General features: G+C 37.1%; 24 protein-coding genes, 1 tRNA gene and 1 pseudogene. 19 read left to right on the forward strand and 7 right to left on the reverse strand.

Annotated features, from left to right (window positions below; genetic code table 11):
* The coding region (locus U5B17_RS07905; RefSeq protein WP_430804807.1) for a molybdopterin-dependent oxidoreductase at positions 1-1383 on the reverse strand (1383 nt) is incomplete at its 3' end.
* 95 nt (positions 1384-1478) lie between these two features.
* Here U5B17_RS07905 and U5B17_RS07910 point away from each other — a divergent pair.
* The 10 genes from U5B17_RS07910 (at position 1479) to U5B17_RS07955 (ending at position 10059) form a co-directional block, all read left to right on the forward strand.
* On the forward strand, positions 1479-1844 hold the full coding sequence (locus tag U5B17_RS07910; RefSeq protein WP_430804808.1) for an HIT family protein: 366 nt from the start codon (positions 1479-1481) through the stop codon (positions 1842-1844).
* Positions 1834-2712, forward strand: coding sequence for a cache domain-containing protein (locus U5B17_RS07915; RefSeq protein ID WP_430804809.1), 879 nt, complete (start codon positions 1834-1836; stop codon positions 2710-2712). Before U5B17_RS07910 ends, U5B17_RS07915 begins: the two co-directional genes overlap by 11 nt.
* A gap of 134 nt (positions 2713-2846) precedes the next feature.
* Positions 2847-5624 (forward strand): nitrate reductase catalytic subunit NapA, encoded by a 2778-nt coding sequence (napA, locus tag U5B17_RS07920; protein ID WP_430804810.1) that lies wholly within the window; start codon positions 2847-2849, stop codon positions 5622-5624.
* Positions 5625-5626: 2 nt separating this feature from the next.
* Complete coding sequence (gene napG, locus U5B17_RS07925) at positions 5627-6391, forward strand: ferredoxin-type protein NapG (protein ID WP_430804811.1); 765 nt, start codon at positions 5627-5629, stop codon at positions 6389-6391.
* Entirely contained in the window at positions 6391-7182 is a 792-nt protein-coding gene (napH, locus tag U5B17_RS07930; RefSeq protein WP_430804812.1) for a quinol dehydrogenase ferredoxin subunit NapH, read from the forward strand. Before napG ends, napH begins: the two co-directional genes overlap by 1 nt.
* Positions 7182-7694, forward strand: a complete 513-nt coding sequence (locus U5B17_RS07935; protein ID WP_430804813.1) for a nitrate reductase cytochrome c-type subunit — start codon at positions 7182-7184, stop codon at positions 7692-7694. Before napH ends, U5B17_RS07935 begins: the two co-directional genes overlap by 1 nt.
* The gene (locus U5B17_RS07940; protein WP_430804814.1) at positions 7694-8167 is read left to right on the forward strand and encodes a 4Fe-4S binding protein; all 474 of its coding nucleotides are present in this window, start codon (positions 7694-7696) and stop codon (positions 8165-8167) included. Before U5B17_RS07935 ends, U5B17_RS07940 begins: the two co-directional genes overlap by 1 nt.
* A complete protein-coding gene (locus U5B17_RS07945; RefSeq protein ID WP_430804815.1) occupies positions 8164-9114 on the forward strand; it encodes a WD40 repeat domain-containing protein in 951 nt (316 codons plus the stop codon). The genes U5B17_RS07940 and U5B17_RS07945 overlap by 4 nt, the downstream gene beginning before the upstream one ends.
* Positions 9111-9458 carry a chaperone NapD gene (locus U5B17_RS07950; protein ID WP_430804816.1) on the forward strand — a complete coding sequence of 116 codons (348 nt, stop codon included), beginning with the start codon at positions 9111-9113 and terminating at the stop codon, positions 9456-9458. Before U5B17_RS07945 ends, U5B17_RS07950 begins: the two co-directional genes overlap by 4 nt.
* A 166-nt stretch (positions 9459-9624) precedes the next feature.
* Positions 9625-10059, forward strand: a complete 435-nt coding sequence (locus U5B17_RS07955; RefSeq protein ID WP_430804817.1) for a Dps family protein — start codon at positions 9625-9627, stop codon at positions 10057-10059.
* A gap of 365 nt (positions 10060-10424) precedes the next feature.
* Here U5B17_RS07955 and U5B17_RS07960 read toward each other — a convergent pair whose 3' ends face one another.
* Both U5B17_RS07960 and U5B17_RS07965 read right to left on the reverse strand, forming a co-directional pair.
* Positions 10425-11417: a sensor histidine kinase gene (locus U5B17_RS07960; RefSeq protein WP_430804818.1), complete on the reverse strand. Its 993-nt coding sequence runs from the start codon at positions 11415-11417 to the stop codon at positions 10425-10427.
* Complete coding sequence (locus tag U5B17_RS07965; RefSeq protein WP_430804819.1) at positions 11414-12241, reverse strand: DUF234 domain-containing protein; 828 nt, start codon at positions 12239-12241, stop codon at positions 11414-11416. Before U5B17_RS07965 ends, U5B17_RS07960 begins: the two co-directional genes overlap by 4 nt.
* Positions 12242-12350: 109 nt before the next feature.
* Between U5B17_RS07965 and U5B17_RS07970 the strand changes: the two genes are divergently transcribed.
* The 5 genes from U5B17_RS07970 to U5B17_RS07990 all read left to right on the forward strand — a co-directional run bounded on the left by U5B17_RS07970 (position 12351) and on the right by U5B17_RS07990 (position 16843).
* Entirely contained in the window at positions 12351-13670 is a 1320-nt protein-coding gene (locus tag U5B17_RS07970) for an aminotransferase class V-fold PLP-dependent enzyme (RefSeq protein WP_430804820.1), read from the forward strand.
* Between the two features lie 126 nt (positions 13671-13796).
* Positions 13797-15071, forward strand: coding sequence for a major outer membrane protein (locus tag U5B17_RS07975; RefSeq protein ID WP_430804821.1), 1275 nt, complete (start codon positions 13797-13799; stop codon positions 15069-15071).
* Between the two features lie 81 nt (positions 15072-15152).
* Positions 15153-15713: a c-type cytochrome gene (locus U5B17_RS07980; RefSeq protein ID WP_430804822.1), complete on the forward strand. Its 561-nt coding sequence runs from the start codon at positions 15153-15155 to the stop codon at positions 15711-15713.
* Between the two features lie 60 nt (positions 15714-15773).
* Complete coding sequence (locus U5B17_RS07985; RefSeq protein ID WP_430804824.1) at positions 15774-16367, forward strand: hydrogenase-4 component G; 594 nt, start codon at positions 15774-15776, stop codon at positions 16365-16367.
* A 68-nt stretch (positions 16368-16435) separates the two neighbouring features.
* A complete protein-coding gene (locus U5B17_RS07990) occupies positions 16436-16843 on the forward strand; it encodes a hypothetical protein (protein ID WP_430804825.1) in 408 nt (135 codons plus the stop codon).
* A gap of 178 nt (positions 16844-17021) precedes the next feature.
* On the opposite strand, the pseudogene U5B17_RS07995 reads toward U5B17_RS07990, so the two are convergent.
* Both U5B17_RS07995 and U5B17_RS08000 read right to left on the reverse strand, forming a co-directional pair.
* Positions 17022-17449 (reverse strand): annotated as a pseudogene (locus tag U5B17_RS07995) (methylated-DNA--[protein]-cysteine S-methyltransferase).
* Between the two features lie 36 nt (positions 17450-17485).
* Positions 17486-19072, reverse strand: a complete 1587-nt coding sequence (locus tag U5B17_RS08000; RefSeq protein WP_430804826.1) for an ABC-F family ATP-binding cassette domain-containing protein — start codon at positions 19070-19072, stop codon at positions 17486-17488.
* A gap of 118 nt (positions 19073-19190) precedes the next feature.
* Here U5B17_RS08000 and U5B17_RS08005 point away from each other — a divergent pair, with 118 nt between their 5' ends.
* From U5B17_RS08005 to U5B17_RS08020, 4 genes are read left to right on the forward strand one after another with little or no spacing between them, the layout of a single operon-like run.
* Positions 19191-19862, forward strand: a complete 672-nt coding sequence (locus U5B17_RS08005; protein WP_230057412.1) for a response regulator transcription factor — start codon at positions 19191-19193, stop codon at positions 19860-19862.
* Positions 19859-21109, forward strand: coding sequence for an ArsS family sensor histidine kinase (locus U5B17_RS08010; RefSeq protein WP_430804827.1), 1251 nt, complete (start codon positions 19859-19861; stop codon positions 21107-21109). Before U5B17_RS08005 ends, U5B17_RS08010 begins: the two co-directional genes overlap by 4 nt.
* 13 nt (positions 21110-21122) lie before the next feature.
* A complete protein-coding gene (gene recR, locus U5B17_RS08015) occupies positions 21123-21698 on the forward strand; it encodes a recombination mediator RecR (RefSeq protein WP_430804828.1) in 576 nt (191 codons plus the stop codon).
* The gene (locus U5B17_RS08020; protein ID WP_430804829.1) at positions 21699-23045 is read left to right on the forward strand and encodes an MATE family efflux transporter; all 1347 of its coding nucleotides are present in this window, start codon (positions 21699-21701) and stop codon (positions 23043-23045) included.
* Between the two features lies 1 nt (position 23046).
* On the opposite strand, the gene U5B17_RS08025 is transcribed toward U5B17_RS08020, so the two are convergent.
* A tRNA-Leu gene (locus U5B17_RS08025) sits at positions 23047-23132 on the reverse strand.
* 58 nt (positions 23133-23190) lie between these two features.
* The gene (locus tag U5B17_RS08030) at positions 23191-23493 is read right to left on the reverse strand and encodes a F0F1 ATP synthase subunit C (RefSeq protein ID WP_430804830.1); all 303 of its coding nucleotides are present in this window, start codon (positions 23491-23493) and stop codon (positions 23191-23193) included.
* Positions 23494-23730 lie beyond the last annotated feature (237 nt).

Raw genomic sequence — 23730 nt, forward strand, 5'->3', positions numbered from 1 at the left:
AGAGCCATTTGTGCTAAACATGAGCTTTAGCTCAGGAAATTTATGCACCTTGCCGTTTCTTTCTATCTCGCCACCCGGTCGCTCTAAACACTCGATAAGGCGGGAGTTTGGTATGACTGAGCCTTTTGGGTTTATCATGGCTTTGTATTTTTCATCGTGTGGCAAGACATCAAAATTTCGTATCTTTGGAGCTTTGTAGTGTGTGTCGCCTGTTTTGTGCGTCTGATCATTTGTGATAAAGCCACCGCCTGCACGCCCCATTTGCCCTAGCATAGCGTTTAGGACGATTAGCATCCAGTAGGCTTGCTCACCGTGATCTGCACGCTGTATGGCATATCCGCTTACTATCATGGTGCGATCTTTTGCGATGGTTTTTATAAAACTCTCTATCTCATCTTTAGCAATCCCACAAATTTCACTGGCCCAAGCTATATCTTTTACGACACCATCTTTTTCTCCCATAAAATACTCTTTAAATTTATCAAACCCAACACAGTTATTTTCTAAAAATTTCTTATCGTGTAAGTTGTTTGTATAAAGATAGTGACACATCCCTATCATCATAGCTGTGTCTGTGCTTGGTCGAAGTAGAAGTGTTTTTGCGTTAAAGAACTTTGCACTTTCGTTTTTAAAGACATCGATGCTGTAAATTTTCATCTCACCACGAGCCGCCATATCTTTTATAATGCGGTAATTCTCATACGCATCATGAAGTGGCGCACCGATACCAAGCTCGTTTGACACGATAGGATCAGTCCCCCAAAATACGATATTTTTCGCATTTTCTTGTATAGCCTTCCAGCTAGTTGGATGCTGTCTTGTCTCCATCACACCCAAAACATGTGGCATAATCACTTGCGCGCACCCATACGAATAGCCTCCAGCCTCACTCACATAGCCACCAAGGACATTTAGCATACGCTTGCCGATATTTCGGCTGTGTCCGACCTTGCCTAGGTTGCCCCACTGATACACCTGTCCATAAACAGCGTTTGCTCCATAAGTATCATAAGTGTGCTTTAACCTTTGTGCCGTTAGATCAAGCGCTACCTCCCAGCTAACTCGCACAAACTCCTCCTTACCGCGAAGCTCTGGCTTTGGATTTGCAGGATCATCTAAAAAGCTTTTACGCACATAGGGGTGCTTTACGCGAGTTTTGTTTTTTTGAATGATCTCAGGTATGATCTCATTTAGTTTGTTTGTGTGGATATGACTGCGAAATGGCGTGATATTTGTTATCTTATCCTCGCTACTTTCCACCCAAAATACACCAAATTTATTAGCACTTAGCCCCTTTTGTGGCATAGCTGTGCTTGCTTGTAAATTTGTATAGGCTAGCGTGCTAGCAACTGCGCTTAGTTGTAAGAATTTTCGTCTTTGCATGTGGTTTCTCTGTGTTTAGTTATTTGCAAACTTGCAACTTAAAAGGCAATTTTAGCGAAATTTTGCTAAGATAAAGCAAAATTTTAGGGGAAATAATGATATTTGAAGATGAGTTTATATGGATAGAGCGCGAAGAAAACGAGCTTCCTTGGGTTAAGATCTTTACTAAAAAGCCTTTTCGTGAGCTTAGTGATTGTGATGAAAAGAGCCTCGCTAGGCTTTGGGAGGCTAGTCTAATCGTTGAGCGCGAAATGAGAAAATTTTATAACCCCACAAAAATAAATTTAGCAAGTTTTGCAAATGTCCTGCCGCGCGTGCATATGCATATTATGGCGCGCTTTAAAGATGATGCTTTTTATCCAAATAACCTTTGGCAAGAGCCATTAAGAAACTCTAGCTTAAGTCTACCAGAGTTTAGTGAATTTGCTAAAATACTTCAAAAGGCTCTGAGTGAAAAATAAAATTCTACCACTTATTTTTGGCATCGTCACAGTTGTAGTTTTGGCGATATTATCTGTTTTATACCTAAGATACAGTGAGCAAAATCATATAAATACGGCAAAAGCATTTTTTGACTATCAGATAAAACAGCTTTATAAAAATATCGATGAATCTAAAAGCTCATTGCAGGCACTTGCGATTATACTTGGCGAAAATGCTGCTGTAACCGAGTGCTTTTTGGAAAAAGATAGAGAAATTTGCAAGAAAAATATAAATAAGATTATATCCAGTATCCAAAATGCACCAGCCTATCAAAACCTAAAGCTTCACCTTCATACAAATGATATAGTGAGCTTGATACGCAGCTGGGATATGGATAGGTATGGCGATGAGCTTAGTAGTTTTCGCTACATGATATATGTATCGAAACAAGGAAATGGTACTGTAAGTGGGATAGAGCGCGGTGTTGCTGGTACATATATTAGGGCACTTTCACCAGTTAAGCAAAATGGTGAAATTTTAGGCACTATCGAGCTTATGAGCGACTTTGAAGCGATTAGTAATTTCTTTAAAAACCAAGGCATAGACCTTTTTGTCTTGCTTGATAAGGAAATAAATTTTGAACGAGCCTCTAGGGACGGCGATGAGATAATGACAAATTATTTTATCGCAAATTTAAAAAGTGCAAATTTAAGCGTTGTACCTGTGATACAAAAGCTAAATTTGCAACAAAATGGCTTTTTTGTCCAAGGCTCACACTATTTTTCAGTATCACCGATATTTGATGCTAGCTCAAAACGCATAGGCTCTTTCGTGCTTCATATTGACAAAGATTTTAGTGATAAAAAAATTCTCAGCGAAAATATGTTCTTAAACCCACTTTTCTAGGCTTTTGTAGCCTAGAAATTTTAATAATTTTTAATCCTAAAATAACATTTTAATAACTTGATTTAAATCAAGCATATTTAAACTAAATTTAGACTATAATTTCATTAAATACAATTTTAACCAAAGGAGAAAATATGGATCGTCGGGATTTTATAAAAAGTGCTGCGGCAACGGCTGCTTGCGCTAGTGCTGGCATCGCAGTGCCAAGCTCGCTAAGTGCTGCCGAAGCAGAGAAGGGCTGGCGTTGGGATAAGGCTGCCTGTCGTTTCTGCGGAACGGGCTGCGGCGTAATGATCGCTACAAAAGAGGGTAAGATAGTTGCTGTAAAAGGCGACCCAGAAGCTCCAGTAAATCGTGGTTTAAACTGCATCAAGGGCTATTTTAACGCTAAAATAATGTATGGTTCTGACCGTATAACTCAGCCACTTTTGCGTGTAAACGAAAAGGGCGAATTTGATAAAAAAGGTAAATTTAAGCCTGTATCTTGGGAAAAAGCCTTTGATGTAATGACTGAAAAATATAAACAGACTATCAAAGAAAATGGCGTTCACTCAGCTGGCGTATTTGGCTCTGGTCAATACACTATAATGGAAGGCTATGCGGCGGCTAAATTTTTAAAAGCTGGCGTTAGAAGTAATGCTATAGATCCAAATGCACGCCACTGTATGGCTTCAGCTGTTGTTGGCTTTATGCAGACATTTGGTATAGATGAGCCAGCTGGCTGTTTTGATGATATCGAGCTAACTGATACTATCATCGCTTGGGGAGCCAATATGGCTGAGATGCACCCAGTGCTTTGGTCTCGTGTTAGCGATCGAAAGTTAAATAACGCTGAGCGTGTAAAGATAGTAAATTTAAGTACATATTCAACTCGTACTTCAAATATAGCAGATACTGAGATCATATTTGCTCCTTCAAGCGATGTTGCTATTTGGAACTATATCGCACATGAGATAGTTTATAACCATCCTGAGGCTATTGACTGGGATTATGTGAAAAACTATTGTGAGTTTGTAACAGGTCCAGTTGATATAGGTTATGGTTTAAGAAATAATCCAAACCACCCAAAATACGCAGCTGAGAAAGATATCTTAGAAAAAGAGCTTAAAAAGACTTTGAGTAAGGCAGAGGGTAAGACATTAGCTTATCTTGGATACAAAGAGGGCGATGTACTAGAAAATAAAAATGCCGCAAATCCTGATAAGCATTGGATTATAACATTTGAAGATTTTAAAAAAGCACTAGCTCCTTACACTCTTGAGTTTGTTGCAAAAATTTCAAAAGGTGATCCAAACGAGGATATTGAAGAATTTAAGAAAAAACTAAAAGAGTTGGCAAATTTATATATAGAAAAAGGTCGCAAAGTTGTAAGCTTTTGGACTATGGGCTTTAACCAGCATCAAAGAGGAACTTGGGTGAATGAGCAAGCTTACATGACGCATATGCTTCTTGGCAAACAAGCCAAACCAGGCGATGGCGCATTTTCTTTAACAGGACAGCCAAGCGCGTGTGGAACGGCTCGTGAAGTTGGAACTTTCGTTCATCGTTTGCCAGCTGATATGGTCGTAGCAAATCCTGAGCACAGAAAAGTAAGTGAGAAAATTTGGAAGCTTCCAGAAGGCACTCTAAATCCAAAGCCAGGCTCGCACTATGTAAAAATGATGCGTGATTTAGAAGATGGAAAGATGAAGTGGGCTTGGGTTCATGTAAATAACCCTTGGCAAAATACCGCAAACGCAAACCACTGGATAAAAGCAGCTCGCGAAATGGATAACTTCATCGTTGTAAGCGACCCATACCCTGGTATCTCAGCCAAGGTTGCTGACCTTATCCTTCCATCGGCTATGATTTATGAGAAGTGGGGTGCTTACGGAAATGCTGAGCGTAGAAGCCAGCAGTGGCGCCAGCAAGTACTGCCAGTAGGCGAAGCGATGAGTGATACATGGCAAATTCTTGAATTTTCAAAACGCTTTACTTTAAAAGAGGTGTGGGGCGAGACAAAGGTTGATGACAAGCTAACACTACCAAGCGTTTTAGAGCAAGCAAAAGCTATGGGCTATGATGAAAATGCAACACTTTTTGATGTGCTTTTTGCAAATGAAGAGGCAAAAACTTACAAAGCACAAGACCCAATAATGGAAGACTTTGATAACACCGAAGTTTTTGGCGATAGTAGAAAGGTTGTCGGCTCAGATGGTAAAGTGTTTGAGGGGTATGGATTTTTCGTTCAAAAATATCTTTGGGAAGATTACAGAAAATTTGGTGTTGGTCATGGTCATGATTTGGCTGATTTTGATACATATCACAAAGTTCGTGGATTGCGCTGGCCAGTTCTTGATGGTAAAGAGACTCAGTGGAGATTTAATGCAAAATATGACCCATACGCGAAAAAATATGCTAATGGCAAAGCATTTGCTTACTATGGAAATGCAAAAGCTAAGCTACCAAAAGGCGATCTAAAAGGCGTTACAAGTGGCGAAGAGAAATTCTCATTGGCTCATAAAGCTAAAATTTTCTTCCGTCCTTATATGGATCCATGCGAGATGCCAGATGATACATATCCATACTGGCTATGTACAGGTCGTGTTCTTGAGCATTGGCATACGGGCACTATGACTATGCGTGTTCCAGAGCTTTATCGTGCTGTTCCAGAGGCACTTTGCTATATGCATGAAGGCGATGCGACTAAGCTTGGTGTGGCGCAAAATGATATTGTTTGGGTTGAGAGTCGTCGTGGTAAGGTTAAGGCTAGAGTCGATCTTCGTGGCAGAAACAAAACTCCACAAGGGCTTGTATATGTACCATTTTTTGATGAAAATGTATTTATCAACAAGGTCTGCTTAGACTCAACTTGTCCGATCTCAAAAGAGACAGATTACAAAAAGTGTGCGGTTAAAATTTATAAGGCTTAATCATGCAAACTAGAAGAGAGGCATTAAAGTTTGGACTAAAGGCTGTTAGTTTGGTGCTCGCAGGAGGTTTTATGTGGAGTACTCAAACTAGCCTTAAAGCCCAAACTCTGCTTATCAGACCGCCTGGTGCACTCGATGAGAATAAATTTCTTGCTGAGTGTGTTAGATGTGGGCTTTGTGTTGAAGCCTGTCCGTGGCATACGCTAAAACTGGCTGATTTAAAAGATGGTTTGCCTTATGGCACTCCATTTTTTACGCCACGAGAAATTCCGTGTTATATGTGTACTGACATACCTTGTACGGTTGCTTGCCCGACTGGAGCGCTAGATCCTGTTTTAGTTAGCAACGATGATGGAAAGCTAAATATAAACAAAGCAAAGATGGGTATAGCTGTGCTAGATCCAAATTTTTGTATCGCTTATGAGGGGCTTCGCTGTGATGCTTGTTATAGAGCCTGTCCTGTTATAGATAAGGCGTTAAAGCTTGACTATAGACACAATGATAGAACTCAAAAACACGCTATGCTTATACCTGTTGTTGATGCAAATTACTGCACGGGTTGTGGCATGTGTGAGCAAGTTTGCGTAACACCAAAGCCGTCGATTTTTGTGCTTCCGCTAGCTCTTGGACTAGGCTCAAGCAATGAACAGTATGTTAAGGGTTGGATAGCAGATGATGAGAAAAAGCTAAGAGATGTCGCTCCAAAAGAGTTTAAACAAGATAGTAAAAAGCTTGATGATTATCTAAATAGTGATAAGGAGCTGTGATGAAGTATTTGATACTAAGAAGAATAACTCAAATTTCAATCCTTGCTCTATTTTTTGTCAGCAACTTTTATGGGCTTAAAATTTTACAAGGAAATTTAAGTAGCTCAAAGCTTTTTGATACCGTTGTTTTAAGCGATCCATTTGCTGTGTTACAGCTATTTTTGGCAAGTTTTAGCATAGCTAGTTCGGCACTAGTTGGGGCGGCTATCGTTTTTGTTTTTTATGCCATTATAGCGCCTCGTGCGTTTTGTAGCTGGGTTTGTCCTGTAAATATCATAACAGAGACAGCTCGCTGGGTTAGGGTAAAATTTGGCTATGATAAAGATAACAAATTTGTAAATTTCTCTCGCAATGCAAGGTATTATGTGCTTGGTTTTGTTCTTGCTCTTTCGCTTGTAACATCAGCACCAGCCTTTGAGGGTGTTAGCTTTATAGGCATAATACAACGCGGGATAATTTATGGCACAACACTTTGGCTTTTTGTAGCATTTGGGGTTTTTGCGATAGACGCATTTGTGGGAGATAGGGTGGTTTGCTCTAAAATTTGTCCACTTGGTGCTTTTTATGCGATTATCTCAAAATTTTCACTTATTAGGATAGAGCATAATAGTGATAACTGTACTAAATGTATGAAGTGTAAGCTTATTTGCCCAGAAAATCAAGTCCTAGGCATTATAGGCAAACAAAATGGTTTTGTAACCTCTAGTGAATGTACAAGTTGTGGTCGTTGTATCGATGTCTGCAATGACGATGCATTAAAGTTTAATATAAGAAATTTAAGGAGAAAATGATGAAAGCTTTTAAGCTTATTTTGGCTGGTCTTGGTGCGGCGGCACTATTGGTTGGCTGTAATACAAAAAACGCAGACTTGACAAGTTTTAATCAAAATGATGTTTTTGATGACAATATCACATTAGTTGACATAAACTGGACTGCTACGCCAGCAGGAGAGTCAACCAAGATAGATCGTGCCTTTGAAAACGCACCGCCACTTATTCCGCACGATATTTCTGATATTGTGCCTATAACAAAAGATATGAATATGTGCGTAACTTGCCATATGCCAGAGGTTGCTGAGGGTGTTGGAGCTACAGCTATACCAAAGTCACATCTTTATAGTATAAGATTTAAAAAATCAACTGGTAGCGAGCTAAGTCAAGATCGTTTTAGCTGCACACAGTGCCATGTCCCACAAGCAAATGTAAAACCAAGGGTGAAAAATAATTTTAAAGCTGATTTTCGTGATGAAAGTTCGTCAAAAAGCTCAAATTTACTAGATGTCTTAAATGAGGGTGTTAGGTAATGCAAGATGTCTCACGAAGACAGCTTTTTAGAAAAATTTTGGGCGGTAAATCCGCTCAAAATTTTATCCCACCACCATATTTTAGCGGTGAGTTTGAGTGCGTAGAGTGTGAAGCGCCTTGTGTTGGTGCTTGTGATGAAAATCTACTTTCATTTGATGGTGAAAAAGTAAGTTTTAAATTTCAAACTAAGGGCTGTACTTTTTGTAAAAAGTGTGCCATAGAGTGCGAAAGCACCCAACAATCAGTCTTAAATTTAAAATTTCCTGCTATTATTGAAGCTAAAACCATTATTGATATTAGTAGCTGTTTAGCATGGAATGGTACGATGTGTTATAGCTGTCAAGATGTTTGTAAATTTCGTGCGGTAGAGTTTTTTGGAGTATTTAGACCTACGATAAATAATAGATGCACAAACTGTGCGCAATGTATGGAAGTTTGCTTTGTAAATGCTATAAAAATGGAGGCAAGATGAGAAAAATTTTAGTTCTTTTAGCTTTTTTTGGAATTTGTTTTTCGGCTGAAATTTCGCAACCAACTCGAGTTGTTAGTGCTTTTTCAAATGTTATCAGTTCAAATTTGATAGATGAGATGCTTTATCTTGGTACAGATATCGGTGAAGTTGAAATTTATGATATAAAAAATGATAAATTTTTACCTAAAATCATACTGCCTAAAAAGAAGGCATACTTTGCTGATGAGCCTAGCTCTAGGGTGTTTAGTATAGATAGACTAGATGATAAACTTCTTGTTTTGGCTGAGCTTAGTTATGATGAGAGAAGACTTTTTGTATATAAATTTGATGGAGAGAAATTTACTGAGATAAATAACTTTATCACTCCAAACAAATCTGCCAAAAAAGCCTTTTTTACAAGCAAAAATGAAGCCATAATTTCAGACTTTGGCAATGAAATTTACATTGTAGATCTAACCAGCGCACAACTAAAGTTTAAACATAAATTTTCAATAGCACTTTATGTTGATTTTGAGATTAGTAAAAACCGCGATAAGATAGCTATAGGCGCTGAGAGTGGCGTGATATACGAGTATGACTTAAAGACAAGGCAAGTTATAAAAACGCATAATTTCTTTAAAGATAATATGTATGACATTGACTATGTAGATGATGCTTTAGCTGTTGGTAGCATTACGCGTCAGGTGGGTGTTTTTGATGGATCGAATTTGAACTATTTTAATGCTGATTTTATAGTTTATGCCTTAGCTCTTAGCCCAGATAAAAGTAAGATAGCTTTTATGAACGGCGAGCATAGCGATATCGTAGTTTATGATATTAAAAGCAAAGAGCTTTTGCATACCATAAAAACAGGGCAGGAAATTTTAAGCGAAATTTACTTGTCAAATGATGGCAGGATAATAAGCATAGCATATCAAAAAGAAGTAAAATTTTGGAGTATTAAATGAATATATCAAGCCTAATTGTCTATACAAAAGATGAGACGAGCGCTGAAAATGTTATACCGCTTATTGAGAATGTAGATGGTTGCGAGGTTGTTGCTGCACAAGATGGAAAGATAGTGGTAGTGGTTAGTGTTGAGAATTTAGATGAAGAGATAGAGAAATTTAAGGTACTTGAAAAACTAGAGGGTGTTTCAAGTGCGGCTATGATATACAGTTATCAAGAAGATTTACAAAATGATATAGAAAGTATCAAAAAAAGTGGCAAGATAAGTGAAATTTTACTTGATGAAAATATTGATGCTAGGAATATAATTTATAACGGTCACATAGGAGATCGCGTAAAATAGGGCTTAAGAGCAAATTTTAGTTTTTAGAAGAGTTTGTTTTTTATGGTAAAAATTTCTAGTTTCGGAATTTATAGTATTTTATACTAAATAATAAAATTTATTAAATAATATAAATTTCGTTTACTTTTTTATGTTATAATTTTATAAATCAAACAAAGGAGACAAAATGTCAAAAGTTATTTCTCAATTAAATAAAATTCAGGCTGACGCTCACGCGTTATACATTAAATTCCATGACCTACATTGGAATGTAAAAGGTATTCAGTTTTTCAGCATTCATGAATATACAGAAAAAGCCTATGATGAGTTTCATGAAATTTTCGACGAAGTAGCTGAGCGCGCTATAATGCTTGGTGGCAAGGCTATCGTTAAAGCTGACGAACTTGCAAAGACAACTTGCATAAAGCATGAGCCAAAAGCAAGCTATACTCCGACAGAAGTTTTAGAGATAGTTTTAGCTGATTATAAGCACCTTTTAGATGAGTTTAAAAAACTTGATGAAGCTGCTGAAGGAGATACAACAACTCAGGCTTATGCACAAGAGCAGATAGCTCACTATGAAAAAGCTATCTGGATGCTAAACGCTACACTTGCAAAGTAATTTTAGCCCCATATTTGGGGCTTTCTTTTTTAAAATTTTTACTTTTTACATTTTTTAGACTACATTACTTAAGATAAATTTATTTTTAGACAACAAAAATCAGGCGCAAGAAGTAAAACCGTCGTTATTGTTAGCTAAAAAACTAAGGGTATTTTTGGGCTTTAGATAAATTAGGCGGTGTGACTAAATTTGTGACTCAACTTATGATATAAAAGATGGTTTTGATGATGTCAAAAGTAACTATTCATATTTTTGACTTAAAAATAAATCAAAAAATTAAAAATTTACCAAAAATCGCAAAGTGCTACATATAAATAAAACTTGGTTAGTTTAAAGCCTACTATAGCCAAATAGCATTTAAAATATCACTTAAAATTTACAGGCAAGCTTATGCAAAATGTCTTTGGATTTAGTGTGACTTCGATACTTCCGTGATGTGTTTGTATGATTTGCAGGCATAGTGGCAGTCCAAGCCCGTTGCCATTTAGTTTGCTTGTCTTAAATGGTTCAAATACTGTACCAGCATTATTTATCGTTACGCCACTATCGCAGATATAAAATTTATGCTCAGTTTGCGTTTTTTCATAGCTAATACTTATCTCATCACTTTCATTTTCGCTCTCTTCGCACGCATCAATAGCATTAAAAAGCATATTTTCAAAGACCATGGATAGCAAGTTTTTATCTGCGTTGTAATCTTCATCTCCAAAGTCAAGTAAAATTTTTATATCCTTTGAGTAAGAGTAGTATTTTAGGGCTTCTTCGCACTCTATCTTTAATTCATCAAAATTAAAATTTGTTCGATTTATCTGAACACCTTTTGTAAAAAGTAAAGTCGCTTTTATGATACGCTCAACTCGCCATATAGCTTTTTGGATTTCTGTCGCAAGCTCATGAGTTTTGCCTTCGCTTCGTCGTAATAAAGATGAGGTAAGCAAGGATACTGAGCCGATAGGATTTCGTATCTCATGGGCTAAATGAGCTGCTACGCTACCCATGCTAGCAAGGCGCTCGGTGCGCTTTTGAGCCGTGATATCTATGGCTGATACTATCTTTTTGTCATCTTTTACGGCGATTTTAACTAGATAAAATAGACCTTTTAGCTCTATCTCACACTCTGAAATTTCAAGGTTTATTCGTGAAAAGAGTAGGGTATTTTTGGCTGCTTGAGCATTTTGTAAAAATATGGTCGCATCGCTGTTTAGTACCCATATCGCTGTTGGTAAAACATCTACAACATCTTTTATAATCTTTTGCAAGCTTTCGTATGAGTTGTTTAAATTCTTGTACTCTTGCTCTATTAGGTAGGTTTGCTCTATTAGGCTTTTTAGCCCAGCTTCGATATTTTGCTCATTCATTCTAAAAGCTCCGTCATTTGGTTTAAATTTATGAGTTTTACGCGCTTTTGACCTAAGTTTTCAAGCTCTTTGCTAAAACCACTTTTTGAAAAAAGATATACTTCATTTGGCACAAATCCAAATCGCTCGCACTTTGTTAAAAGTAGCGTCAAAACGCTTTTACAAACCTTTTTTGCTCTAAATTTAGCCTCCGCAACAACTATGCCATTAACGCCTATGCCAAGCAGATCTATCTCTATGTTTTTATGCCAAAAGCTATTTGCATTTTTAACGCCTCTCGTACGCAAAAATTCAGCACACAAAAGCTCAAAACCAAGGCTAGCGTATTCATAAAACTCGGCTTTTATGGTCTGCATGACGCTTGAAAACTCTCCATTTTCAAGTTGGGCTAAATTTGGTTGGATAAACCTAAACCAAAAGCGCGTAAAATGGCTTGTAAAATGCACTTTATCTTGAATTATGTAGCGTCGTTCGCTCTTTTTTAGCTTTTGGTTTTTGGCTTTGGTAGGGCGAATTTCACGACTTTTTTCTATGTAAATCAACCCATTTTCAAGCAGTTTTGCAAAAGTTTTGCTGGCTAAAATTTGCGGTAAAGCCTTATTTATACTAAATCTTTTTCTGTCACTATTTGCAAGCTTTAAAAGAGCTGTTTTCATCGGTTCACTGAGCTCATCATCAAATTCAAAGCGCTTTTTTAGCTCCTTAATATTAGCAAAAATTTCACCCTCTATCGCTTCAAAAACATCGTAGTAAGCCTTGCTTAAGACTATCTCATCAAACACGATGTGAAAGTTAAAAACATCATCTATATCAAGATGTTTCATGCGCTCGTAGGTTGATTTTAGTGCTTTTATGTTTGCTCCTTTTAGCCCATTTTACAAAAATTTTAATGAAAAATAGCTATAATCACCCAAAATTTTTAAAGGTCAGGGTGTGCAAATAGAAAATTTAAGAGATGATATTATTTTAAAAGATGGAATTTATTATTTTGACTTTACGGCTTCTGGTCTTGGCTTAAAAAGCATAGAAGAAAAGATACAAAAAATGCTTTTAACTTATGCAAATACCCACTCAGACAGCGCTAGTTCAGCCATCATCACGCAAAATTTATACGAAAATGCACGCAAAAGTCTAAAAACATCGCTTGGGCTTGACAATAGCTTTGTACTGCTACCAACAGGATACGGCTCAAGCTCGGCGATTAAAAAATTTCAAGAGCTTTTAGGTCTTTATATTCCGCCAAAAACTCGCAAACGCTATGCCGTAAAACAAAACTCAAGCTCCCCGCTTGTTGTGCTAGGACCTTATGAACATCACTCAAATGAAGTTAGTTTTCGTGAGGCGCTTTGTGATGTTGTGCGCATTGGGCTTGATAAAAATGGAGGCATAAATTTAAAAGAGCTAGAACAGGTTTTAAAGCTAAATTCAAGACGCGAGATCATAGCTAGTTTTAGCGTGGCTTCAAATGTTACTGGCGTTATTAGTGATTATAGAAAAATTTATGAGATGGTTAAGGCGTATGATGGCGTTGTTGCGCTTGATGCAGCAGCTTCTAGTGCCTACTTTAATGTGGATACTAATTATTTTGATGCGATGTTTTTATCACCACATAAACTTATTGGCGGTGTTGGGGCGTGTGGCTTACTTGCTATAAAAAAAGAGCTGATAGACTGTGATGAGCCTACATTTGCTGGTGGTGGAACTGTGGGTTATGTCTCTCGTACATCTCATATTTTTGTGCCTGAGATAGAGCAAAGAGAGCAAGGTGGGACACCTCCTATAACACAGCTAATGCGCGCAGCTCTTGCGTATAAAACTCGTGATGAAGTCGGGCTTAGTAAAATTTATGATATAGAATTTGAGCTTGGTGAGTACTTTGAACAAAGGCTAAATAAAATAGATGGCGTGAAAAATTATCGCCCAGAAAGACAAAAGGCACTACCGATATTTTCATTTAATGTCGCAGAAATTTCTCCTTACGATCTGTCTGCAATACTTAGTAACGACTTTGGTATCCAAACTAGGGCAGGGTGCGCTTGTGCTGGGCCATATGGACATGAGCTACTTATGATGAAAGATGATGTTTTGCTTGATAAGAAGCCAGGCTGGCTTCGCGTGAGTTTGCACTATACGCATACGAAAGAGGATATTGATTATTTTTTTGACGCACTAAAAAAAAGCATAGAGAAATATCATACGAGCTGGGCTGAGGAGAGATCTTTTTATACGACATACAGCGAAAAGCTTTGTTAAAATTTTAGAAAAAATGTAAAATCAGTCTTTTTTGGTTAATAAACAGTAACAAAAAGGCAAAATTTAAGCTATATTTTAGAAAATAATAGATAGTATTTCGATAAATATTTTCAATAAGGAGACAAAATGAAACTTTCAAAGATTTCACTTGCAGCTTTGGTTGCTTTAGGTGCGTTCTCAAGCGTAGCATCAGCTACTCCACTTGAAGAGGCTATTAAAAATGTCGATATGAGCGGTTTTGCAAGATATAGATATGATAATGTAAAATCAAAACCATATCAGGAAAAAAGCGATACTGAGGCAAATCACCTTTTTAGACTTACAACTGACTTTAAAGCGGCTATAGATGATAATTTCTTTGGTGTTTTAGGTTTAAGATATAACTCAAAAGACAACTCAGCAAACGAGTTTGACAAGACAGATGCTGATGGTAAATTCGGTGTATATCAACTATACCTAGGATATAAAGCACAAAATACAACTATCACAGCTGGCAAGCAAGTGATTGGCTCGTTCTTTACGGATGACGAAGTTGGCACAGGTGTTAAGATAGTTAATCAAGATATTGAGGGACTAACGCTTGTCGCAGCTGCATTTGATGCTCTTGATTATGATACATACGAGGTAGATGGTGGCTTGCTAGAGCATATCAAAGGTAAATATTCTGCCAAAGATGCAGCTGGTGCAACAGTTGAGATTGCATATCCGCACAAATCAGGCAACCTATATATGGTCGGAGCTGTCGGCTCATACGATCCTATCGGCTTTCAACTATGGTATGCTAGCCTAACTGATATTGTTGATATAGCTGCAGTTGAAGTAACTGGAAATTTTGCTATAACTGACGATGTTTCGGTTGGTTTTACTGCTAACTACGCTTATGCTAGTGCGGATAGTAAAGCTAAGAAGAAATTTGTAACAAATGCCGAGTATGATACTGCTGCAGCTACTTGGGATACAGAAAATAAATACAACGACGGTAACTTCTATGCTGGTGAGCTTTCTACATCACTATTTGGTGCTGATGTAGCTGCTGGTTATGTTGGCTGGAAGGCTAAAAATCACGGCGTAACATCTTTCACACTTGAAGACAATGGCGCACTTATAGCTCCAGGCGAAGAGACATTTGATCACACATGGGCAAGCGGCAAGGGTAGCTTTTGGTACGGTACAGTTGGCTACACTTTTATGGATAAATTCTTTGTTGGAGCTGATTATATCCAAGGCAGTATAAAAGGCAAAGATGAAAAAACCAAAATTAAAGAAGTTGTTCCTAGACTTTCGTACGCATATAGTGAAAAACTTGAATTTTCTAGCTGGTATTCATATAAAGAGGAAAAATCAGGCGGAGACAAGGAAAAACAAGATAAATTTAGATTTGAGGCTAAATACTCATTCTAATTTAGTCTGATTTTACAAAGTTATGCTATAATCCCAAGTTAGGTTCGCCCTGCTTGGGATTTTTAAATTTAAGGGGAAAAAGTGAAAATTTTTGCAACATTATCTTTGGCGTGTATTTTAGGTGTTAGTGCATTTGGTGCTTCTGAGGTGTATTATATCAGAGCAAATGGCGAGTTTGGCAAACAGCTAAGCGAAATGGCTAAAAACTATGCCAAAGATAATAATCAAAAAGTCGATATCTTTGTTGATGAAGATCCTAGGGTTTATAAGGATACCAGAATTTTAAAAACAGGTGTTGATAGAAAAAGAGGGCGCTACTCTGTCTCTTTAGGTAAAGAGATCTATGATGCAAAATGTGCTAGCTGTCATGGCGAACAGGCTGAAAAAAGAGTCGGCGGTATAAAGCCATTAAAAGATCAAAGTGCAGAGGATATAGAAGACGCGATGGTGTCTTATCGTTCAAATACGGATTTTGGTGGCAGTATGCGTAGTGTTATGCAAAATATCGCAAAAACAACGAGCAATAACGACCTTGGTGCTATAATAGCCTATCTAAAAGGCAAAGACGCATACATAAATGAGCAATACGAGGCAAACAAGCCAGTTTCTACAGAGAAAAAACAAGGAAGTTATCTAAGATAAGGCTAAACAAATTTTAAAATTTGCCGATATAAAATATGAGAGATAATCAAAGGAGAGATTATGAATGTATCATTAAACCAAGTTAAGGGCATTGCTGGTTATACAAACCTTAACCAAGCAGGACAAAAAACAGAGCAAAAGGATATGGCTGAGTCTATCAAGCAGATGGCGTCAAACATAGATGTTAAGGCACTTACAAATAGTTATTTTATGCAGTATAATTCTGAAATTTTTAGCCAAACAACATCTAGTTTTTCGGCTCAAAGTTCGCTTTTTGACCTAGCAAGTGGACATACTCCACAAAATTTGGCTGAAATTTTGGGCGGTATAGATCTAAATGCTATCGGCTATACTGGCAAGCCACTTGTATCACTTTCACAAGATGAGGCAGCTGAGCTAGTTAGTGAAAAAGGGTTTTTTGGTGTTGATCAAACTACTGAGCGTATAGCCGGCTTTGTTTTAGCTGGTGCCGGAGATAACCTTGAAAAGCTACAAGCTGGACGCGAAGGTATGCTTCGTGGTTTTAAGGAAGCTGAGAAGGCTTGGGGCGGAGAGATTACTGAAATTTCTCAAAAAACTATGCAAAAAGCGCTAGAAGCTGTTGATAAAAAGATAGCCGAGCTTGGTGGCAATGTATTAAATGTAACTGCGTAACTTAAAAGACTAGCCAGTCTGGGCTAGCCTCGAATTTCAAATCTTACATACTTTACAAAAGGATACTGATGTATTATAAAATTTTGCTCTTTATCATATGTGCATTTTTACTAAATGGTTGCGTTTTTCAAAAAGAGCAAGTAAAACCTGCGCCACCAGTAGCTATAAAAAAGTCACCGACAAAAAGTGCTATAAAAGGGATAATAACTGAGCTAGCCTATGTTGATGGTAGATACTGCTACAAAATAACTTCAACCGATACAACAAATGCAAAGCTTCCAAAAGCAGAGTTTTGTTCGGTAAAATTTTATCACAATAAAGGCGACCTAGTATATGCAACCATTATTGATGGCAGTCTTGAAAGTATGATGCTTATACGGGAGGCAAAAGAGAGCACTCCAGTAGTCAAGGTGGGTAGCAAAAAAAATATAAAAACAAAAATTTCCATTCCTAAAGAGGAGAGCATAAATTTTTGATTAGCCGTTGATTTACCGATGCTTGTTATAATTTCACCAAGCAATCAAAAATAAGAACTCCTTTTTATACAATGGCGTCTCATGTGGGGCGCCTTTTTTTATTTATACTAAGTTTTACGGCAAGATAGCTTTATGTTTTTGTAAGTGTTAAAATTATACTACTTGATGTTTTATAACTTTAGTCTTTAAATTTTTGCTCAAGCTCTAGTAAAAACCTTTTTGTTTCTATACCTTTACCGCCAGAGTACCCACCAAGCCCTTGCGTGGATACAACTCTGTGGCAAGGTATAATGATGGGGATTTTGTTTTTGGCATTTGCATTGCCAGCAGCCCTAAATGCCTTTGGTCGGTCTATACTAGCAGCAAGTTCGCCATAAGTTATCGTCTTGCCATATGGGATTTGTAAAAGTGAGTTGTAAATTTTTTGCTCAAATTCGCTCGCATTTATGCAAATGTCTATACTAAATTTTTAAGTTTTCCAGAAAAATAAAGTTTAAGCTCTCTTAGTGCTTTTTTTAAAATTTCATCATTTTTGTCGTTTTGGCCACTATTTTCGACAAAATTTAGCTCACAAATTTGCTTGCCATTACTTACAAGCTCAAGCATGCCAATAGGTGAGCTAAAATATGCCTTTTTCAAAGCTTATTCAAGCCCCATGCTTGCACGATACTCTTCATAGCTACCACGAAAATCAACCACTTCACCATTGCCTTTTAGGTGTAAAATTCTATTTGCAAAGGCATCTATAAGCTCTCTATCGTGGCTAACGCAAATGACCGAGCCAGCAAAGTTGTAAAATGCCTCACCTAGCGCGATAATAGCTTCAAGATCTAGATGGTTGTTTGGCTCATCCATGATGAGTAAATTTGGCTTATGAAGCATGAGTTGGGCTAGTCTTACACGGTGTTTTTCCCCACCACTTAGCGCTCCGACTGCTTTTTCTTGATCAGCCCCGCTAAAAAGCATTCTGCCAAGGCATTTGCGAATTTCATCTATATCTTTGTTTTTAGCATCTTGCAGATATTCATAAAGTTTTAAATCGCCCTCTATCTTGTTTACAGTATCTTGCGCAAAGTAGCCAAGCTCTATCGTTGCACCAATATGTACATCTCCGTTGTCTGGCTTTAGTTCGTTTGTGATGATTTTACAAAGCGTGCTTTTGCCAACACCGTTGTGTCCTATGATAGCTAGCTTATCCCCTTTTTCAAGTTTGAAACTAAAATTTTCAAAGACTATTTTATCATCAAATTTTTTACTGATATTTTTTAGCTCTATTAGCTCATTACCAATCTCTCTGTTTGTGCGAAACAAAATACTAGGATCGCGTCTGCTTGAAACAGCAATCTCTGCTATATCTAGCTTTTCAAGCTGTTTTGCACGACTTGTTGCTTGCTTTGCTTTACTTGCATTTGCAGAGAAACGAGCGATAAATTTTTCAAGCTCCTCTTTTTCTTTTAGCTTTTTATCTCGCTCCATTTCGTGTTGTTTTGCCATCAAATTCGCAGCCATATACCAATCATCATAGTTGCCGCTAAACTCACGAATTTTCTTAAAATCAACATCTAAAATATGTGTGCAAACTCTATTTAAAAAGTGCCTATCGTGGCTAATGACCACAAGCGTTCCTTCGTGGCGATTTAGCTCATTTTCTAGCCAAGCGATAGCATCGATATCTAGGTTGTTTGTAGGCTCATCTAAAAATAATATATCAGGCTTTGGAAATAAAACCTGAGCCAAAAGAACCTTAACTTTGTCAGAATTTTCAATCTCACTCATAAGCTTATCAAACTCATTTAACCCAAGCGAGCTTAAAATTTTCTCTATCCTTGTTTCGTATTCATAGGTTGGGTCCTCTTCAGCACTTATTATCTCTAGTTGGCTTAAGCGATCATTTATCTCATCGGTAAATTCCTCGCTCATATAAAGCTTTTCTTTCTCTTTTACCGCATCATAGAGTCGCTTATTTCCATACAAAACAGCATCTTTTATGCTAAAGTTTTCAAATGCAAACTGATCTTGCCCTAAAACGCCGACTTTTAATCCATTTTCTATCACGATCTCGCCACTGCTTGACTCTATCGTGCCACTTAAAATTTTTAGAAATGTTGATTTTCCAGCACCGTTTGCACCTATGAGTCCGTAGCGATTATTTCTTTTTAGTACTAAATTTACATCTTCAAAGAGTAGGCTGCTAGCAAATCTTTGAGTAAGTCCTTTAACTTCAAGCATATTTTTCCTTATCTAAATTTTAAAATACGATATTTTGCCAAAAGATTGATTAAAAAATAATAACTATTGATTTATTTTTTTAGGGTATAATGGCGTAAAAAATTAAAAAGGATATAAGATGATAAATGTATTGATGATTGAAGATGATGCAGAATTTGCACAAATTCTTTCCGAATATTTAGAAAATTTTAACATTAGAGTAACAAATTTTGAAGATCCGTATCTTGGCATAAGCGCAGGTGTGAAGAATTTTGACCTACTTATCCTTGACTTGACTCTGCCTGGTATCGATGGGCTTGAAGTCTGTAAAGAGATTCGCTCAAAATACGACATACCTATCATCATAAGCTCAGCTCGCTCAGACATTAGCGATAAAGTGGTCGGGCTTCAGCTTGGAGCGGATGACTATCTGCCAAAGCCTTACGATCCAAAAGAGATGTATGCTCGTATCACAAGTCTTATCCGTCGCTATAAAAAAACTAGCGAAGTAGTTGAAGAGACTATAGATAGTGCATTTAGAGTAGATGAAAAGCGTCATGAAATTTTTTATAATAACGAAAGTTTGGTTTTAACGCCTGCTGAGTTTGAAATTTTAAGTTATCTTATAAAACAACATAGCTTCTCGGTATCTCGCGAGCAGCTAGTTTATAACTGCAAAAGCCTAAAAGACAAAGATTCAAAAAGTCTTGATGTCATTATCGGACGCCTTCGCACAAAAATAGGCGATAGCTCAAAATCGCCAAAACATATATTTTCAGTTCGTGGCATAGGATATAAGCTTATCGGATGAAAAACTCGATAGCAACAAAGATAACTATAATCTTTGCGCTCTCTTTTACACTTGTATGTGTGCTCTTTTTGACCTATGCTAAAATTCAAAAAGAGCAGGCTCTTGAGCGAGTAAGAGATAAGCAAATAAGCTCCATAAATTATCTACTGGCACTTTATGAGCGAGCAAACGCTCCCCAAGACTTAGTACAGTACTTTAAAAATTTTGGTTTAGAATATGTAAATAATGCAAAACTAGCAGCTATGGTCGTAGAAAAGGGTGATTTGGTTGTTGCTCGCCAAACACCAATCGGTCTTGTTCAGTCACTTTTATATAAAGATGATCTTTATCTTAGTATAAAAAATACTACATTTCAGTTTTTATTGCAAAGCAATGAGACAAAAAATGTAAATGACTCGCTATTAATTATATTTGTTGCAGCTGTTGTGCTTATTATCTCTCTTTTTGTTTCAGTGCTTCGCTCTCTTGCTCCGCTAAGAAAGCTAACACTTGATATAAGGCGTTTTGCGGCTGGTAACTTAGATGTAAATATCGCAAATTCTTTTAACCAAGATGGACGAAAGAGAGATGAGATAGGAGAGGTTGCGTATGAGTTTGACAATGCTGTTTGTAAAATTCGTGATCTTATCCGCTCGCGTCAGCTTTTTTTGCGTGCGATAATGCATGAGCTAAAAACACCTATTGGTAAGGGTCGTATCGTTTCAGAGATGGTTGCTAATGATACTCAAAAATCACGCCTGATTTCGGTATTTATCCGTCTTGAGATGTTGATAAATGAATTTAGCAAGATAGAGCAACTGCTTTCAAAAAGTTACTCGCTAAACTATCAAGAGTGCCATTTTTCACTTATTTTAGAGCAGGTTATAGATATGCTTATGCTTGAAAATTTTCACGAAAGAGTTGCATGCGAGATAAATGATGATGTGCTTTTGAGAGTTGATTATCAGCTTTTTACGCTTGCTATTAAAAATTTGGTAGATAATGCTTTAAAGTATGCTGATGACAAGAAAGCTGTTTTGGTATGTAGTAAAGATGAGATTATCGTTAAAAATTTAGGCAAACCGCTTGAGTTTGGTATTGAGCATTATATGCAAGCTTTTGTTAGAGGGGATAAAAACGCTAAAAGCTCTGGTATGGGGCTTGGGCTTTATATTATAGATCAGATATTGCAAATGCATAAAACTAGCCTAAAATACCGCTACGAAGATGAGCATCACTGCTTTGTTGTTCCGCTAAAAACTGAGTAAATAAAAAGCTAAAATGAAGAAAAAAGGGCTTGAAAAATTTAATGAGCTAGTCGATGCTTTTGCTAGACTACCTGGAGTTGGTAAAAAATCAGCCCAAAGGTACGCCTATTTTGTAAGTTTGCAAGATAGCTTTGGTGGTTTAAAGCTTGCTCAAAGCATTGAAGATGCAGTTAGATTTATTCGTCGTTGTGAGTGTTGTGGTGGGCTTAGCGAGGATGAAATTTGCGATATTTGTAGTGATGAAAACCGTGATAAAAGCAAGCTTGTTATCGTTGAAAGCCCAAGGGATATTTTAGTTTTTGAACAAAATGCCATTTATGACGGACTTTATTTTGTGCTTGATGACTTAAGCGAGCAAGCTCTACAAAAGCTTCGTGTGATGATCTGTAAAAATGGTATAAATGAAGTGATATTTGCCTTTACTCCTGGGCTAAACTCAGACGCTATAATGCTTTTTACGCAGGAAAAACTAGGTTTTAGCGAACTAAATTTTAGCAAGATAGCACAGGGAGTGCCTACTGGTGTTAGCCTTGAAAATATAGATATGCTGTCGCTTATAAAGGCATTTGAAAGTCGCGTAAAAACCTAAATGCAGCCAAAAAGCGCACAACTTTTTTCCAACAAAGATATTTTTAAACTTTGCCTGCCCATAATTATCGAGCAGTTTTTAGAGCATTTTGTTGGGCTGGTAGCTTCATTTATGGCAGCGCATGTTAGTGAAGATGCGCTAAGTTCTGTCTCTTTGGTTGAGTTTGTTATGGCGCTGTTTATTAGCGTCTTTACAGCTATTGCAACTGGCGGTGGTGTTATAACAGGTCAATACCTTGGTGCAAATGATGAAAAAAATGCCAAAAATACCGCAACTCAGCTCATTTGGCTTTGTTTTGGAATTTCACTTTTTGTGATGTTATTGATGTATCTTTTTAAGGACGCTATACTTGATATTCTTTTTGTGCGCATAACGGCTGAGGTTAGACAAGGGGCTAGCATATACTTACTTTTTACGACAGCAGCAGTGCCTTTTATAGCGATTTATGCGGCAGCAGCAGCTATTTTTCGTGCGGCTGGAAATACAAAACTTCCTATGTTTATAATGTTATTTGCAAATTTTTTAAATCTTGTTTTTGCTGCCATGGCGGTGTATGTGTTAAATTTTGGCATCTTTGCGCTTGCGATTTGTATGTTTTTGGCTAGATTTTTAGCTGCTGTTATAGCGATATGGTTTTTACTTGATGATAAAAATAAACTTTGTATAGATAAAAGTTTTAGGTATAAATTTAATGCAAAAATCGTAAGAAAAATTTTAAATATTGGCATGCCTTATGGCTTTGAAAATGGTATGTTTTATCTTGGGCGCATACTTGTTTTTAGTATTGTTGCACTTTTTGGAACAGCTGCCATTGCTGCAAATTCCGTTGGAGGCACGATAAGTATTTTTCAGGTTTTAGCTGGTTTTTCTATCGGCATGGGACTTAGCGTAGTTGTTTCGCGTTGTGTTGGTGCTGGTGAGTATGAGCAGGCAAAAATTTATGCAAAAAAAGGTATTTTTATAGTTTTTTGTGTTCATATTATTACAACACTTTTCACTTTTTTGTTTTTAGAGCAAATTTTAGCCATTTACAGCCTCTCTGTTGAAGCTGAAAATTTGGCGCGTCAGATCGTTCTTTGGCACGGAGTGGTTACTATGCTTATTTGGCCACTCTCTTTTACATTTCCACAACTATTTCGTGCGGCAGGCGATTCAAAGTTTGCTATGAAAGTTAGTATAGTTTCTATGTTTGTTTGCCGAGTTTTCTTGGCTTATGTTTTTAGTGTTTGGTGTGAGTTTGGCATGATGGGAACATGGTATGCGATGTTTGTTGATTGGGTGGTTAGGGCTGTATTTTTTACTTTCAGGTTTAAAAAGGGCGTATGGCTTAAATTTAAAACAGTTTAAATGGTGCGGTCGACGAGACTCGAACTCGTACACCCGGAAGGCACTACCCCCTCAAGATAGCGTGTCTACCAATTCCACCACGACCGCAAAATAAATTTAAAAGAACAAATAGCCCCAAAAAGGGGCTTTAAGATTACCTTGGTTATTAGCCCAACATTGGGTTTGCATAAAGAAGGATAAGTGTTATAACAAGTGCGTAGATAACTTGTGCTTCGATCATCGCAAGAGCGATAAACATCGTAGTCATAAGCTTTGAGCCTACACCAGGGTTTCTAGCTGTGCCACTGATAGTAGCTGCTGCTGTATTACCCATACCTATGGCGCCACCAAGAGCTGCAAGACCAAGACCAAGACCAGCTGCAATAACAGTATATGACTTAATCATCTCGCCGTCAGCACCAAATGCAAATGCAGCAAGACCAATAACTAAAAAAACGATCTTTTTCATCGTATCTCCTTAAAATTTTAAGCTCTTTCGGATCTGTCCCCTACTCAAACCTTTTAAAGCGTGCATTATACAAAAAAAAGCTTTGATTTACTTAAAATTTGCAAGAGTTTTATTTTGTTTCTAAAAAACCCAACCGAAATAAAATTTTTTCATAATTTTATTGCTATTTATACAAATTCAAAGCTTTTTATGGTATTGTTACAAATTATTTATTTTAAATTTATTATTTAAATAGGG

Source organism: Campylobacter australis, assembly GCF_050586305.1.
GTDB lineage: Bacteria > Campylobacterota > Campylobacteria > Campylobacterales > Campylobacteraceae > Campylobacter_A.

Coding starts and splice junctions, on each gene's coding strand:
- U5B17_RS08010 (WP_430804827.1), top strand. CDS start 19,859: ATGAAAAACTCGATAGCAACAAAGATAACTATAATCTTTGCGCTCTCT.
- U5B17_RS07990 (WP_430804825.1), top strand. CDS start 16,436: ATGTATTATAAAATTTTGCTCTTTATCATATGTGCATTTTTACTAAAT.
- recR (WP_430804828.1), top strand. CDS start 21,123: ATGAAGAAAAAAGGGCTTGAAAAATTTAATGAGCTAGTCGATGCTTTT.
- U5B17_RS07955 (WP_430804817.1), top strand. CDS start 9,625: ATGTCAAAAGTTATTTCTCAATTAAATAAAATTCAGGCTGACGCTCAC.
- U5B17_RS07965 (WP_430804819.1), bottom strand. CDS start 12,241: ATGAAACATCTTGATATAGATGATGTTTTTAACTTTCACATCGTGTTT.
- U5B17_RS07950 (WP_430804816.1), top strand. CDS start 9,111: ATGAATATATCAAGCCTAATTGTCTATACAAAAGATGAGACGAGCGCT.
- U5B17_RS07960 (WP_430804818.1), bottom strand. CDS start 11,417: ATGAATGAGCAAAATATCGAAGCTGGGCTAAAAAGCCTAATAGAGCAA.
- U5B17_RS08020 (WP_430804829.1), top strand. CDS start 21,699: ATGCAGCCAAAAAGCGCACAACTTTTTTCCAACAAAGATATTTTTAAA.
- U5B17_RS08030 (WP_430804830.1), bottom strand. CDS start 23,493: ATGAAAAAGATCGTTTTTTTAGTTATTGGTCTTGCTGCATTTGCATTT.
- napA (WP_430804810.1), top strand. CDS start 2,847: ATGGATCGTCGGGATTTTATAAAAAGTGCTGCGGCAACGGCTGCTTGC.
- U5B17_RS07985 (WP_430804824.1), top strand. CDS start 15,774: ATGAATGTATCATTAAACCAAGTTAAGGGCATTGCTGGTTATACAAAC.
- U5B17_RS08005 (WP_230057412.1), top strand. CDS start 19,191: ATGATAAATGTATTGATGATTGAAGATGATGCAGAATTTGCACAAATT.
- U5B17_RS08000 (WP_430804826.1), bottom strand. CDS start 19,072: ATGCTTGAAGTTAAAGGACTTACTCAAAGATTTGCTAGCAGCCTACTC.
- napH (WP_430804812.1), top strand. CDS start 6,391: ATGAAGTATTTGATACTAAGAAGAATAACTCAAATTTCAATCCTTGCT.
- U5B17_RS07945 (WP_430804815.1), top strand. CDS start 8,164: ATGAGAAAAATTTTAGTTCTTTTAGCTTTTTTTGGAATTTGTTTTTCG.
- napG (WP_430804811.1), top strand. CDS start 5,627: ATGCAAACTAGAAGAGAGGCATTAAAGTTTGGACTAAAGGCTGTTAGT.
- U5B17_RS07910 (WP_430804808.1), top strand. CDS start 1,479: ATGATATTTGAAGATGAGTTTATATGGATAGAGCGCGAAGAAAACGAG.
- U5B17_RS07940 (WP_430804814.1), top strand. CDS start 7,694: ATGCAAGATGTCTCACGAAGACAGCTTTTTAGAAAAATTTTGGGCGGT.
- U5B17_RS07975 (WP_430804821.1), top strand. CDS start 13,797: ATGAAACTTTCAAAGATTTCACTTGCAGCTTTGGTTGCTTTAGGTGCG.
- U5B17_RS07935 (WP_430804813.1), top strand. CDS start 7,182: ATGAAAGCTTTTAAGCTTATTTTGGCTGGTCTTGGTGCGGCGGCACTA.